Consider the following 16,281-nt stretch of genomic DNA (forward strand, 5'->3'; position numbering starts at 1 on the left):
CTTGACGACATCGCCAGTGAGATCCTTGGATGTGTACCAGCCCATGAAAGCATACCCCTCTGCCAACTTGGAAGCGACCATCGCCTCGCGAGGTTCGGCCACCGTGTAGTCTCCGACGGGCACCGTCAGTGTATCGACATCATTATTGAGATCATCATAAACATATGATACTTCGACTATTTCCTTAACAACCTTTACCAGACAAGTCTTCTCAGAAGAGTCGGCGTACATCGTTATCGTTGCCGTACCTTCTGTCAACCCACGTATAACGCCGCTTTCGACAGTTGCCACCTGTTCATTACTTGAATGCCACTGTATAACGATTGGTTGTCTAGAATAATTGGGCTCTAATTTATGTGTACCCCCGATAGCAATTGTTACGGATTCTTCAAAATTGGTTATAACAATTGGATCAATACGAACCAATGCCTTACCTATTACTGTACGATCGCCAACATTAGGTTGGAAAGTATAATATCCAATTGACTCGCCCGAATCATATGTCCAATGCGATGCAGAAACTCCATTTGATTTGGTAATCACATAGTAATGATACGTGTCATTGGATGTATCTATAAAGTTGTCGATGTTTTTCCACATCCCATCCTTCAATGTTCCATTAAACATGAATATGTTGTAACTACCACCTTCGCCGAATAATGATACAGGGACCTTTACATCATCATTTAATGAAACAATACTGGGATCAAGCTTACTAAGAGCATCGAATGCTGAAGATCCTGTCGAACGATACCAACCTGCCCTATCGCCATTCTCTAAGAAGAAATAATAGTTATTCTTCTCGGGCAAAGTGTATATGAATACTAGGCCAGTATCATTAGTCCATATCATCTGTCCTTCCGAACCAGTGCGTATCGCTTGTGAACAGTATTGTTTATCTGATGGGATGGATTTGTTCCATACAGCCATTCCTGAGAGATTTTTTGCTTGATTGTCTGTATGAACCATCACGCCTCCACGAAGATCGTAAGGTATAACATAGATACTTACCTCCCACCCATTACCTTCTGTAGCACGACTAGTGTCAAGAACGATACCGCCATGATTGAATGCTGATCTTTCCTTGTAAATCAAGCTCATGTCCGACATGTTATATACCAAGAGTTCGGAACCATTCACGAGATATCCTCTGCCCCTGTATATTGCCAGATTGGTCATTGCAGCTGTTCCGCCGTCAGTAACAGACGTATACGTCGGTGATGAGAAAATACATCCATTCACTTCTACACATACTATCTGATTTGCATTACTAGAAGCCTTAGCTCCAAACAGACCGGACGAATAAGCTGTAAGATACAGTTTTCCATCAGAATATGTAAGCCATGCGTCATCCAGGAGTTGTTTATTGATGCCGTTCAAAATTACAGTGTTAGTTTCTTTTGTTATTGTATCAAACGCCAACAAGCCCCTATCATAACCAGCAGTTATAGCATAATACAAGTGGTTCCCTGCCATAACAGGGCTCCCATATAATGACCAACTTCCGCCATCAATGTTAAGTGAACAGCACAATTCAAGATTTTTCATCTCGTCCTTGATGTCTTCATTCTCATCAATAGCTGAGAATCTGTACAATCCCGAACCATATGGGAAGTAGAAATAGCCGCCATAATAACTTATCTGATTTTGATAACTAGTATTCTTAATTATCTCTGGAATACAATAAATCTGATTCAAATCAAGATCGTATGCTACAAACGCATTGTTGTCTATGATCACTCCGTTTCCATATGTTATGTAATAATAAAATGCAGACACCTCTACAGATGAGACGGACTTTATCACAAGACCAGTGTCCACCTCTATCTTCATTAATTGTGTCCCTATTCTGACATACAGATAATCTCCAACAACTAGTGGCACGCTGGATTGTCCTTTCCATACCATACTCGTGGCATCAGAAACCCCGCCTCCGATAGAAACGACCTTCACCAATCTTTGAATATCATCCGCGGATGGCAATCCAGATGATACAATGTAGGGTATTGATGCTCCAGCTCCACTCTGGGCCACATTTCTGCTCACGACGGACAAATATACATCACAATCCATGGTGACATTGAATGTACTTCCAACAGTTTTAGAAACGAAACCGTTCTTCTCACACACCCACACAGGGACCTCATGTCCGTAACTTAATTTCACTGAAAATGACAATTCAGTGCCAATTTCTACTTCTGATCCAGATGGAATATTACAACTAATCTCGCCATCCAATGTGCTATATTCGATACGAACTTTACTAGATTGTTCGGACCATAGTGCCTTCAATGTAATATCGTTGGTAACTTTGGTAGAGAATGAATACGGTGTTCCATCCAATGACCATCCCAGAAATGTACATCTGTCTTTCTTTGGAATAGAGTTGGGCTTTTCCTTATCGATTATAGACATCCCTTTAGGAACATTTACCTTGTATTCGAATAAACCTGGTGAAAAGTAACCTCCGTCACTATCAAAAGTTACATTATATGTTTCAACATTGATACGATCCTTTGTAGTAATTTTTACCAGTTTAGATGGTGCAACATGATACCCATCGTCATATGGTATTTCAGAACCATCGACATTAGATACTATTACATCCAAGTAGCTATAACCGCCGTCAATAACAAATTGAATCGTGAATGTTCCATCAGAGTATCCAAGTTGATATGTAGGTCTCAAGCCCGATATTAATGTTGGCAGATAGATATTGTTTTCGGAAACATCATGTTGCTTGTAAAGGTTGTTGCCCTCCAGTCCAAACAAATCCCCTTCGATGCAAGTTATCAAACCAGATTGTTTTAAATACTGAATCTCAGCCTCCGTGGGTTCCTTTACATAAATTGACGTCAAAGTTGAAGCGCCAAATAAAGAATCGTTACGTATCGCTAAACTCTGAGGTATATTCAATTCTGTTAATTTGTTACAACCGACGATTGCGTAAGGCATGAGTACAGAATATTCATTTAAACTCAATTGATCTGCATCAGACAATACTTTTTGAATGGATTTTTGTCCATCATGTTCTGTATACAATATTTTTCCAGTACTATCTACATTCAACCATGTTGATTGTATTTCAATAGAATCGATTGCGCCATTCAGCACATCCCTTGTAATGAAATCGATATGTTCATTAACAGTCAAATTCGACGAATATTTGTTAAGAAATGCCCCACCATTAATTCTTTTTTTACCTTTTTCTTCGCCCGCGTATTCCAAATATTTCCTGAGATCAATGTCTATGACGCCATGGGGAAGCGTATATGTCGTATCGTTTTTGCACAACTCACCCATTGATTCCAACTTTGTTGCGTTCGACAGATCAACATCGAACCATGTATTGAAAGCACTATCCCCTACACTTATTAAACTGCTCTTGTCCGCAACTGAGAATTGTTTATCCTGCTGACCAGAATATATAAGGTAAAATGCATAATCTCCTATTTCTTTGATTGATTGAGGTAAAACATAATCATTAGGGAAATAACACTCATAAAAACAAGATGCGCCTATAAAAGACAAACTATCTGGTAATTTTAACTCGGCCCCTAATTCCATATAGACATATTGAAAAGCATAATCCGAAATTTTTGACAAACTCGTTAATCCAGAAATATCGATTTTGGTAACCGTACCAACCCTGTATGAGTATTTATTTTCACCAGTACTCTCAAATGGCCCCATGACATCTCCATATCCAGCAAAACAAGCAAGAGGGATCTCATTGATGTTATTATTTGCCTCAAATAATATCTCCGCAATGTGCTTATTTCTGCCTATTCCATTAACATAATTTTTTCCTTCTAAAACGTTAGCAGATGTCTCTCTGTTACCAAGTTTTCCTATGAATGCCCCTTCTCCCAAAGTCCTGACAGAAGAAGGGATTGTGATGCGCCCATCTGTGTCTCCAAACTGTTTTATTTCTGATGTACACATCGCATAATTGCCAATTTTTATTATCCTGGTGTTTTCCTTAAATTCAAATTTTAATGGATCTAACTCAACACTTCCATCGGAGCGTGTGAATGCATGTGTGCCGATACTCAGCCCTTCATTTTTCTCTGATAAACCATTGATTTGGAAAAATGTCAAATTTTTACATCCTTTGAAAGCATAATCTGATATGACCTCCAGTAATGAATCATTTTGAATGATGACCTGTTCTATCAAGGAATCACAGAAAGAATATGCCCCTATGTACGTTACCGAACTTGGAATAGAAACAGACGATATATCTGATTGGGCAAATGAATAATCTGATATTGAATCTATATTTAATTCAACACATAGTTCATCGCGAACCCCGTTATTCGTATACGTGAACGCATAAGTCTCAATAGATGCTACAGAATCAGGAACTATGATTTTCTTTGTTGTGACAAATTCAGAACGGTTGCCTGAATTGTAATTAATTTCGAAGAAACAATAAGCCCCTATGTTTTGCGTACCTGCTTTTATTGTTAAAGTTTCTGACCCACAATAAATTCCAGCAATGATTGATAGCCCATCTTTAGTGTATAGGCCCCCATCTTTAATATCATAAAAATTGTTCTGGGGAGATATCTCTATATCTATGCCTGAACTAAAAGCCGCATACCCTATCGATTCAACGGTTGACGGTATGTAAATTGAACCTGATTGTCCGCTGAATGCAAAATTTCCAATTGTTTTTAAAGCAACATCTTTGGATAAATTGATTTTTATGGACCCCCGTTTCATAGCACTAGTTATGTTGTCTGCATCTGCACCAAATTTAGAGAAAGAATAACTGCCAATGTTTTCAACAGTTTTAGGTATATTCACAATTAGTTCTCTGTCATTATTGAATTGTGTTATCTCTGCAAAAGCTTCCGAACCGATTTCCTTTAATTGCGATTCTCCGATGAATGAAATATTTTCTAGATAAACTTGTCTTTTAAATGCAGACGGCCCGATCACATGTACAGTATCTGGTATCTCAAGATTACCTTTGATACTATACCTCTTTACCATCCAATTGAATGCATTAGATCCTATTTGAGTCACAGTGAACTGTTCTTCACCGATATTCAAAGTTTTTGGTATAGAAAGATTGTCGACATCACCACTTGTAGTAATGCCTGTAATGGTAATCGTAGAATTGCCATCCGTATTCAATTTGAATACATATTGAAATTTATCACCATCACACTGGTCTGCTACATACTCCTTATTGTATTGATACTCGCCGGATGTACCTCCATCAATAAAGGATAACGTCCCGAATGCAATAACTAAAAGAAACAACACAACGAAAAAGAAAACTACAAATGTATGATTTTCTTTCAGATTGATTTTTTTTAAAAATGAACGCATAATACCCCCTGCCAAAAAGGGCCCTCACATTGACAGATGCACCTTATTGTCATCCTCCTCGGCCCTTCAAAGGAAGGAACTGGGCCGTAGCCCAGTATGTTTTTCTTGTCAGTAGTTGTACGAGGAATAGGTCATACAGATTATGTCCGGTGCCTCGTAATACCCACCTGTGAAATGTGAATAATAGCCAAGGCTGTAATCAAATGCTACATCCACGTATTTGTCTTCATCTTCGTTGTATTGGCTGTAGTATGTGTACCAATAGTCCCATGAATTTGTTGAAGCATTGTATGAATCGCTCTTTCCACACATGGACAACATCCAACTGTAATAGTCGAATGAACCAGATGAATTAGGCACAGAAGGTGCAACATTCTGATAGGAGTAGTACGTGGCAAGTGCCTGTTTCAATGCAAGATTTGCATCCGATCCATAGCCGACGATGGTAATCCCACTGTTAAGCGATGTCGCGTTCAGAACTCCTGTCCCATACGTTCCATTGCTATATGTTATCACATTCTTGTCTGCAATGCTGATGCCATATGATATGTTTGCTTGAAGTGTGAATTTGTATTCATAAACAGAACCTTGTGATTGGGATATCTGCTGACGGTTCTGAAGAACAATGTTGTTGCTTGTTATGTAGCTATTGATCTCGTTTTGTCCTGTAGGCATACTCGTTCCATAAACAATTGCCATGTTGGCTGTCGCACAAGAGGTTCCATTTGTAGCTGAATCAACTACAGGCGCATAATCCTCGAACGGCTTAAGCCATCCAACTGTTACACCAGTCTTCACCCAATTCGGGTTTGTAGCATTGCCGATGTTTATGAAAACGGACCAATCATTTGCTGCATTTCCAACATTGTTGATTGTTTTGAACTGTCCATATTCTGGATTTGGATAGTTATATGTCTGTTGATACTGTTGGCTGTATATACCAATTGTTTGACTTGTGTTAGATGTTGTTGTGGTTGCTAATGAACTGTTTGTGAACGTAACTGTAAGATTTGAGGCCTGCAATGCCTGGCTTCCATCATATGCAGTTATGTTCAAATCGTGACTCCACGATGTTCCGTTGTAGAAGAAGACATCCATCTTCCCTGTCTGCGCCACAGTTGCATCTGAATTATCAGATGCGCCGACTATCGCGATTCCAACAACAGCCAACATCATGACTGCTGCTGCAATAGCGAAAATTTTATTCTCTTGCCTCATACTTATTACCCCTTTTTTAGGTGTAGTTTTTGATACATATCGACCTCTTGTGATCGACGAAGTATCCTCGGCTTTCATTTGGCGCACAAACATACATGCCTTGGAAGGGCGACCGATCTCTCGGCACTAACATCCTTACAAGACAATACTTTGGAGTGCTTTTGTCCTAAGAAAGCCTGATTATAATACGCGCTTCCATGGAATATAAAAGTCCGTGCATTTTTTCTGTCTTAAAATAACCGTCTAACATAGGTGTCTTATTTCAGACATTTAATTAGTTGGATTATTGCTCCAATTCAACGAATTTTTCAACTTTTTGTAAAAATCGAAGCCGTTTCTGCTGGCGAAAAATGTGGTGAAAATTACAACATTTCTCATTTTTTGAAGCAAAATCAAAAGGAATTGATTGATTTTGAACGCAATATCATTTGAAAAATAGATTCGAATGAAAGGAAAGGACGCTCATCATGCCTTTCCCTTATTCTGCATGATAAGCACGATGACAATGAGGATCGATAACGCCACCATACCAACGATTGCAAGAGAAACGATAGCATTTCCACTTCCATCCAGATCCCCCACGACCTCTAGGCCGAATTCAGATGATTCCCATGAATCCACAGCATCTCCTTTGCAATGGATCACAGCATCCACGTTCAAGAACACGGTATCATCCCCTTTAGGGGCCATACCATACGCATCGATACTCCTCAAAGAGATACAATCTGCGAACGCATAACCTTCGATCATAGATACTGTGGAAGGTATGCTCATAACCCTCAACGACTCGCATCCTCTGAACGCCATCCTTCCAATGTTCTCGACATTCTTCAGATCCATCTTCTTCAACGAAACACAATCACGGAAGGCCTCCTTGCCGATATCCTTCACTTTTTCAGGGATCCTCACGGATTCCAATGATTCGCACTGATAGAACGCTGAATGACCTATATCATTCACAGAATCGCCCAATGTCAACTCCCTCAGTGAGGTACAATATCCAAACATACGCGGACTGATGTCGGTGTCAACATTCAACGATTCCAATGAATCGCAGATGTAGAATGCTCCATCCCCAACATATCTTACAGTCTTCGGTATCGTCAATCCCATTATCGAATGACAATCGCGGAATGTCTCGAATCCGATATGATGTACATTATCGGAGAAACTCACTCCATTGAGATTGTAACACGCACGGAAGGCCTCATCCTGTATCTCCTCCACGGAATCGCTTATCCTTATCTCTGTTAGATCATTGTAATAGAATGCTCTCTTGCCGATGATCTGCAATCCGTCATTGGTCACGACAGTTTTGATATCCGATCTTCTTTTCACATTCCCATCATCCATCATGGTACCTGCGAACGCATAATCATCGATCCTCACGACCTTGTTACCATTCACTTCGTTCCTGATGGAGATGATACCATCGGTTGGTTTCCCGCCAATTACCGCAGCACCGTCCGGTAGCAATGCATAATCGATGCCATTTGATGTCACCATTTCAATGATCTCTGTATTCGTCCATCCAGTGGTGCTGGGCATCGTATGTATCACAACATCCTTCGGTACAACATCCCCCATGACGGGACGATCGCCCATGAAATAGATGTTCTTCAATGATTCGCAACCAGAGAATGCTCCATCCTCTATCGCCCTCAGATTCTTCGGAACGATCAATGTGCTCGAAGAACATCCGTCGAATGCTCCATCGGAATATGATCTCACATCATACCCTTCCAACACAGAAGGAAGATGCAATATTGCTTCATTCGAAGTCACCGATGTTATGACGCAATAGTAATCCGGATGTCCGCTCCCATGAGTCTTATATCCATAGATAGCGTCATCGAAACCCATCTCTGATGCATCGGCATCGGAGATCAATAAACAAGAGAATAGGATCAATAAAGAGACTACTACGATCCATCTTCTCATCTCATCACTAATCCAACAGCTGCGGCCACGGCTCTCGCCACATCGGCATCATTGGAATCCACAATGACCAACGCATCCCCTTCCTTCATCCCCGTGTCCCTTATCTTCTTCGCAAATCTGGGATCCCTCTCATCGATATCCCAATCCTTAGGGAATATTATCCTGCCATCCCTCATGACGAATATAACAGCACCTTCCGCACCGTTCCTTATCGCGATGTCCCTCTGGGCCATCCCATTGGTGACCTTATCTGCGACACCTTCGACCATTATGCCCTGTTGATATTTCCCCACGGCATATTTATCGTTGAAGATGTCGACATATCTCATACCGAATCCATGGAAACTCTTCCTTCCGAACTCCGTGATGCTGACGCCGGTCTGCTTCACCTCTATCCATTTCCAATCCTTCAGGACCTTCAGCATACCTCTGATGCTTCCTTCTCCGAGCCCGGTCTCGTCCACGAGACCTTTCCTGCTCATGCGTTTGTTCCACTCTAAAGCATCCATCACGAGGAATATGTGCGCGTCGGAGTACCTCGTCATCGGACCATAGTTGTTACCATCGATCAACTCCATGACTCCACCCCCAACGATTCGCAAATGGCCATGTACGGCAGTATGATGTTCATCACCTGAGAAACGGACATGGAGACATCGGATGCTATGGTCGGCACAGGTATCCCGCGGTCGAATCTTACTATGACCGTAGCTTGTTCGGGAGAGAATCCGTTATTCCTTAATGTGACCTCTCTGAAAAGATCGTCATCATTGCTCCACATCTCTATCAGAACATCCTTGTTCATCAATGATGTTCTGTTCTTGGTCACATCCTTCAGTGTACCTTTGCGAGCTCTGCCGAATATGTAATCATCTGGACCCAATTCCCCGCAGACGTGACAGACGATCGGTCTGCCTTCCCTCATCTGGTCATCCCAACGCATCCCGCATTTGTTACAGATGATCGTTATGGTTTCTGCTTCCCATCTCTTGCTTCCGCAGTCTGGGCATTTGGGAGGATTCTTCTTGGCGGTGATCCATGCGTGTCCGCATCTGTTGCATCTGACCTCGCGTACATCACTGCGATCCCATAACGATGATCTACAGGATGGACAGAGTTTGGAATTGTTCTCGCCTTTTCTTGTGTTCCATACGTAACCGCACAACTTACACTCATTCATCATACCGCTATCATCGATGCCTTTGGAGCTACGATTCTGCTTTATAATGCGTTCTAGGCGCTTCATCCCTATCTGATAGTCACTCTCATCTATCATCCCGTCACCCCCGTTGTGTTAATGGATGATACATCCAACGCGTGATGTAACTATATAGGTTATCTGTCCAAAATGTAATTTGATGTAATATTACTCCTTCTCCTCTTCGTATGAAGAGACCGGATCTTCGGTGTATACAGAATCGTTGACGACGATTCCGCTCTTATTATAGGCCTCTTGTATCTTGGTGAATTCCATCCTGATGTCCTTTAGCGTTCTATTGGATCTAACAGATATCACCTCGGGACTCATTCCTGTGAAATGCAACGCCAAGATCTCTGCAACATCCTCATCCAACCCTAGCCGTCCTTTGAGATACGGGATGTTCTCCTTATAATCGTCCTTGTGAGAGATCATATCATCGATCACACCATTCCAGAACTTCGCGTATCTCTCGGACATCGCATGCTTTATCCATGATGAGAAACTCATCGCGGATTCTTCCAGGACCTCGTTCAGATATCTGCACGATACGGGGTATGGCCCATCCCAGAGGTATATGCAACCTATACCGTCCTTGAAGAGATAGTTCAATCTCTTACTATCATTCTCCCAGAGTTCTGTCAATTTTTCGGAATTGCCCTTCTCCGACAATACCAATCCGCATTCTGGACAGACCTTGGCCCCATCCGCGGATGAAACCCATTCCATCCCGCAGAATCCGCATCTGTATGTCCTGCTCTCTTCCCCTCTGCATTCAGGACATTTCGTATTCCTCTTGGATAATATGAATGGCCTACCGCATCTGAAGCATTCCTTGATGACTGGGAGCTCATTCCATTTAGTTGATCTGCATGAAGGGCATGTCCTGACGGAGTCAGGACTTGCACCATTATTCATTATCCATTTATGGCCGCATCTGAAGCATTTGAGTTTGAACGTATCCTTATCCCATGTCTTCGACCTGCATGATGGACACCTATCTGGATGTTCTATCTTACTCCTCCACACATGACCGCATTTACGGCAAGTGAACTGCGGGAGTTTCGCACCTTTCCAGTTCCTTGACTTACATCTTGGGCATTTCAGCGGTTCATCCGAAATGCGGGATATCCAAACGTGATTGCATTGGTTGCAATGGAATTCCTCGGCATCATCCGATGCCTGATAATTGCATTCAGTACAACTATTTTCATCGGAAGGAACATCATAACGGCGTGAACGACATTCCGGACAGATCAAAGGCCTCTCGTCTGAACGTGATATCCATTGATGACCGCATTTAAAACAACGTAATCTCTTCCCCTTCCATGAATCGGGTGACCTTCCCTCATTGCGACAGTTCGGCATCATCTTCAGTAACATTATAATTGGATGTATAATCCATCATCATTCATTATCAAAGGGTACCTTCAACATACCTCTTGGGAAGAACGTAGATCTCCCCATCAGCATCGAAACCGACCCTCGCTTCGACCTCGTACACATCCTTGATCAATTGTTCTGTGATGATCTCCTTAGGATCACCGACAGCGACGATCTGTCCCTTCTTCATTATGACACAAACCTCGCAATATCTTGCCATCAAGGAGATATCATGCTCAGCCACCATGACGGTCATATCGGATCTCGCCATCTTCTGGAGGTATTCCATCACCTGAAGCTTGTATTTCATATCCAAATGGGATGTGGGTTCATCGACAAGCATCAGCTTAGGTTCCTGAACATACGCCTTTGCGATGAGTGCGCGTTGTCTCTCTCCCGAAGAACATAAAGCGACCTGTTTCCTTCTCAGATGATCTATGCCGAAAGTCCTCAAAGCTTCCCTCGTTATGCGTTCATCCTCTGGATTCTCCCACCATATCTTATCGACGAAGGGATACCTTCCGAGCATTACCATGTCCATCACACTGATACCGAATGTCTGTCCCGTCTCTGCAGGAACATTGGCAACGAGCTTCGCCACTTCCGCGGCCTTCATCGTAGAAACATCCTTCCCGTCGATCTCGATCGTTCCTTCTGTCTGAGGGTGTATCTTGGAGATGCACTTCATCATGGTGGACTTGCCGCATCCATTCGGCCCTATCAATCCTATCAACAATCCTTTACCGAACTCTAGATCTATCCCTTGAAGGGCCTTGAAACCGTCAAAATCCTTGACCAAGCCTTTGATCTTGAGGACAGGATCATCATCCGTCATAATTGCGCCCCCTCTTCATGAGCATATAAGCGAACACTGGGGTTCCGATCATAGCAGTGATCGCCCCTACAGGAAGTTCCGCAGGGGACATCACAGTCCTTGCGACAAGATCAGCGAACAACATCAGCATTGCACCGATCACTATGGATGCAGGCATTATCAAACGGTGATCGCTTCCCAATGCCATACGGCACGCATGCGGTACGACCAGACCGACGAATCCTATGATACCAACAAATGCCACACATAAGGAGGTCAATACTGAAGCAATGATCATGGTAACCCTCTTGAACATCTTGACATTCAATCCGAGCTGCGCAGCCTGATCCTCTCCCATGGAATAAAGATTGAATTCTCTCGCCCAGACCATGGAGATTATCGATATCCCTATCACAGGGATGAAGACGATCCAAGCATTCTCCCATGTTATGTTCGCGAATGAACCGTACAACCACCACATGACATCCGTCAGATTGTCCTTCCCCATGGACATGAACACCGTCTGTACTGATGAGAAGGCGAATCCCACTATGGTTCCTGCCAAGATGTAATTCACAGGCGAACCGCCAGCACCTTCCGCTACCGTCATGGTGATGGCGAAAGCGATGATACCTCCGATGATCGCTACGACAGGGATGATGTAGAGGGTGTTGTCAGCAAGGAAGGGTATGCTGAAACCCAATGCGGTGGCCGCCATGGCCAAACAACCTGCTCCAGATGATACTCCTGTGATGTAAGGATCGACCAACGGGTTCCTGATTATCGCTTGATACATACATCCTGCTATCGCAAGACCTGCCCCGACAGCGATGGATGCTATCGTCCTTGGCAATCTTGCGTTATAGATGTATAACTCGATCATATCGAGATTCCTATCTCCGCTGATCGATTTACCGATCGATGAGAACAAAGCGGCAACGGCATCGCTCAACGGGATCACACCACCTGAAGATATCGATATCGAAATCAGGAATGCGATGATCGACATGAACAATCCAAAAAACACTATCAGTCTGAACCTCTTCTTCTTCAGTTCTATCTCTGATTCATCTGGATTACTCTCCATATCGGATCTCAATCCCCTATATCCCTTCTTCAATTGAGAGAACAGCCCTTCCTTAGACATTAATGGTCCTCCTATATAGTATAATAAATATGATTATAGACAACACAACGACTATCTCCGTCAGATACCAGGACCAGTGTGCGAAACCAACGGTCTGCAACGCAAGCACCCTCTCCTCCTCGGTACCTTCGCCCTGTATGTTCGAAAGACAGTATACTGCGCCGAAGTCGTTACCAGTGTATATCCTCCCGTCCACGACAGTGGGCGGGACCATGGAGTATGAATCCTCCGAATACGGTGAGAGTAACACCCTCCATATCTCCTCCCCATTGGATGAATCCCATGCTGTCAGCCCACCTCCTGTGGGCCAGAACGCTCCAGCGGAATAATCCGTTCCGTAGAGTATGCCATCAGCATCCAATGTGAGTGCACCTTTGATCATCTGATAGTCCTGTGATTTCCAGACAACCTTCCCATCCCAATCGAATTTGTATATCGCAGTGGTAGCATCTATCTCACTGCCGTCGACTTTCATGAATTTCTTGGAACCTGATGACAATGGCGAGACGTATGTGTAGAATCCACTATCTGTGACCACAGGTGATGTGAACAACGCACTTAGTTTCCAATCCTTCCCGTCCACCTGTAATGTCTCACCAGTCTTAGGATCCAAAGCGATAAGGAATCCCTCCAACGAGAACAACGCCCCATCCGTACAACCGACAAGGAGATGGGAACCATCCGGAGATAAGGAGGTCGATGCGGCCGAACCAGGTGTTCCTGGGGCCGTCCTGTTGTCATCACGCATATCGATGACTCTCTTCACCCATACCTCCTTGCCATCATCCGCATTCAATGCGTACACGAATCCCTCATAACTTCCGATGAAAAGCATCCTCTTCCCGTCGATCTTAGCTATCGTGGGAGCATGGAAGTAGAAACATCCTCTCGTACCGATATAGTTTCCAGAGGGATCCTCCTCGCAAGGCGGTTCATACTCCCAATCGATGCTCATCTTACCTTCGGACGATAATTTGAGACAAATAACGAGTCCATGCGATGTTCCGAAGTATATCCTTCCAGAATCGTATACCGGTGTCGTACCTCCGGTCTGGAATACCCTCCCGTCCCAGATCACATTACCTGAGGAATTGGTCGGAGGATCGATTTTCACCTCTATCTTATCCTTTATCTCACCAGTGAATCTATCGAAGCATATCACATCACCACAGGTGAACGTGACGATGAGATAATCCCCAACGATTACAGGTGTAGTGACCTCATAACCAGCACCCTTGATGCCGTGATATTTCCAAACGATACCTCCTGTGAACCTATCCAATGCGTACACCCATGCATCCTCATCCCCTCCTGTCGCTCCGTACACTCCACCGGTCGTATGATAGAGCATGTTGCCTGCGACCACCAATCCAGAATCTACGAAACCTGTGGTATATGTGTTGTACCACTCGACAGGCATCTTAGGTTCCTTCTGCCCATGGGATACGGATACATTCGTTGAGGATGATGAACCGCTCAATGTGGTCCATGATGTCGGATACTCCGGTGTCGATACAGGTGCGAAACCATTGGGATAGTAACCGAACGCTATCGGACCTGAACATGATGTGTTAAGATCGATCCCCTTATCCACCCATCTGCCATCCCACTGATAGCAATGCCATCCGCAATCAGCGGTCTTCGTTGTCTTGATATCTTTGATTATGTTGGGATCGTCCACCGAACTCTCAAGAACACTGATGAATGTTGACCCTCCCTTGTTCTCATACCATTGGTATTGTCCGTTACCGAAATCCACCAACAAATCATCGGACGATGCGGCACCGTCCACTGGGATCATCGGCACCATGGTGAATAGGAGTATGGATAGGATCGCTATCGGCAATACCTTCCTCATATCATCCCTCTCTGATACTTCAGATAATCCTTGTAATCATTCCCGAGGAACTTCGGTATCGTATCCAACGGATCCCTGTATTCGAACTGTTCAGGGTGCAATGCCTTCCCCAACAGTTCGGCTGCCTGGGCCAATCTTGGTCCAGGCCTCGATAATAGATCTGCGGCCTGACCTGTGAAAACATAGATGTTACCGTTCCTGTATGCAGGCGTTTCCCTCCAGACAGGATCGATACGTTCCAAGAACCTCTCGTACCCCTCCTGCGAGGTTATCTCGTTGTTATGAAGGATGATCATCACCTGAGGTTGCTTGGCATGGATCTGTTCCTTGGAGACCATGAACCATGAGGAAGATTGTGAATCGAAGACATTCGTTCCCGATACCTTCGATATTATGCTGGAAGCGAATGTGTTGTTACCGGATGTCCATGGGGATGGATCTGCGGATAATGCGATGAATGTCCTGACGGATGCTTGATATCCTATTACTCCGGAGACGGCATCGAACGTTCCTCTGAATGCCTGTATGACGCTGTTCGCATTCTCACTCAATCCCATCGCAGATGCTACCATCCAGATGTTATCGTAAAGGAGATCGATGTTTGTGACATCGTATGTCACCACACAATCTATCCCTGATTTCCTGAGCTTGTCGGCCATAGCGACATGCTCCCCGGTACCTCCTTCGCAGAACACGATATCCGGTCCGAGCTTCACTATCCATTCGTAATTCGGATCGGAATACCCTCCGACGTTCTTTATCTTGCCTTCGGCCTTCCTCTCCACGATACCTTCGGGATAGTTGCTGTACAGATCCGTACCCACGATATATTCCAAACCGCCTATCGAACAGATCGTCTCTGTCACAGAGGGTGCCAATGACACCACCCTCAGCTTCTCACCGGTCTTCAATGAATGACCCGAATCAGCGTAACTGTAGTATGTGAATCCCGTCTGATCCGTACCAAGTATGACATCATCCGGACCTGATGCTCTGGCCCATGATACTATGTCCCCTTCACCGAATGTCACCGATCTAGGATCATCGCATTGGACCCATTCGCCTCCGTCAAGGATGTACATCCCCCATCTCTTTCCTTGGAGGTTAGATTGTTCGTTGATCGAATGCACCATCGTATGCTCATCATCTTGGTAGACGAGAGGATATCCTTTCAGCTCGCACGCTTTCTCCAATAATTGGTAACCATCCATCCCGTTGAATACCAATGGTATCCATACCGTATCCCAATACCCGAAATCAATTACCACGCCGCTCCTATCATCCGCTTCGGCCTGCGTAAGGCCCATCGCTGGAGTTAGGATTATGACCGCTACTGCGACGATAGCGGTTATCGTCAGCTTCTTCGCAGTAGCATTCAT

The 16,281-nt window shown here is 44.0% G+C and carries 10 protein-coding genes; all 10 read right to left on the minus strand.

The window, feature by feature from the left end; genetic code table 11:
* On the minus strand, positions 1-5,358 hold a 5,358-nt coding region (locus ACI2NF_RS00005; protein ID WP_400210893.1), incomplete at its 3' end, for a leucine-rich repeat protein.
* Positions 5,359-5,451: 93 nt separating this feature from the next.
* Positions 5,452-6,561, minus strand: a complete 1,110-nt coding sequence (locus ACI2NF_RS00010; RefSeq protein ID WP_400210894.1) for a hypothetical protein — start codon at positions 6,559-6,561, stop codon at positions 5,452-5,454.
* A 465-nt stretch (positions 6,562-7,026) separates the two neighbouring features.
* Positions 7,027-8,502, minus strand: a complete 1,476-nt coding sequence (locus tag ACI2NF_RS00015) for a leucine-rich repeat domain-containing protein (protein WP_400210895.1) — start codon at positions 8,500-8,502, stop codon at positions 7,027-7,029.
* Positions 8,499-9,080 carry a DUF4443 domain-containing protein gene (locus tag ACI2NF_RS00020; RefSeq protein WP_400210896.1) on the minus strand — a complete coding sequence of 194 codons (582 nt, stop codon included), beginning with the start codon at positions 9,078-9,080 and terminating at the stop codon, positions 8,499-8,501. Before ACI2NF_RS00020 ends, ACI2NF_RS00015 begins: the two co-directional genes overlap by 4 nt.
* Complete coding sequence (locus ACI2NF_RS00025) at positions 9,071-9,778, minus strand: hypothetical protein (RefSeq protein WP_400210897.1); 708 nt, start codon at positions 9,776-9,778, stop codon at positions 9,071-9,073. Before ACI2NF_RS00025 ends, ACI2NF_RS00020 begins: the two co-directional genes overlap by 10 nt.
* Positions 9,779-9,868: 90 nt before the next feature.
* Positions 9,869-11,071, minus strand: a complete 1,203-nt coding sequence (locus ACI2NF_RS00030; RefSeq protein WP_400210898.1) for a hypothetical protein — start codon at positions 11,069-11,071, stop codon at positions 9,869-9,871.
* A 46-nt stretch (positions 11,072-11,117) separates the two neighbouring features.
* Positions 11,118-11,918 carry an ABC transporter ATP-binding protein gene (locus tag ACI2NF_RS00035; protein WP_400151049.1) on the minus strand — a complete coding sequence of 267 codons (801 nt, stop codon included), beginning with the start codon at positions 11,916-11,918 and terminating at the stop codon, positions 11,118-11,120.
* Positions 11,908-13,044, minus strand: coding sequence for a FecCD family ABC transporter permease (locus ACI2NF_RS00040; protein ID WP_400150218.1), 1,137 nt, complete (start codon positions 13,042-13,044; stop codon positions 11,908-11,910). The genes ACI2NF_RS00035 and ACI2NF_RS00040 overlap by 11 nt, the downstream gene beginning before the upstream one ends.
* Entirely contained in the window at positions 13,037-14,902 is a 1,866-nt protein-coding gene (locus tag ACI2NF_RS00045) for an outer membrane protein assembly factor BamB family protein (protein WP_400210899.1), read from the minus strand. Before ACI2NF_RS00045 ends, ACI2NF_RS00040 begins: the two co-directional genes overlap by 8 nt.
* A complete protein-coding gene (locus ACI2NF_RS00050) occupies positions 14,899-16,281 on the minus strand; it encodes an ABC transporter substrate-binding protein (RefSeq protein ID WP_400210900.1) in 1,383 nt (460 codons plus the stop codon). The genes ACI2NF_RS00045 and ACI2NF_RS00050 overlap by 4 nt, the downstream gene beginning before the upstream one ends.

Source organism: Candidatus Methanarcanum hacksteinii (assembly GCF_964305265.1).
In the GTDB taxonomy this organism is placed as follows: domain Archaea; phylum Thermoplasmatota; class Thermoplasmata; order Methanomassiliicoccales; family Methanomethylophilaceae; genus Methanarcanum; species Methanarcanum hacksteinii.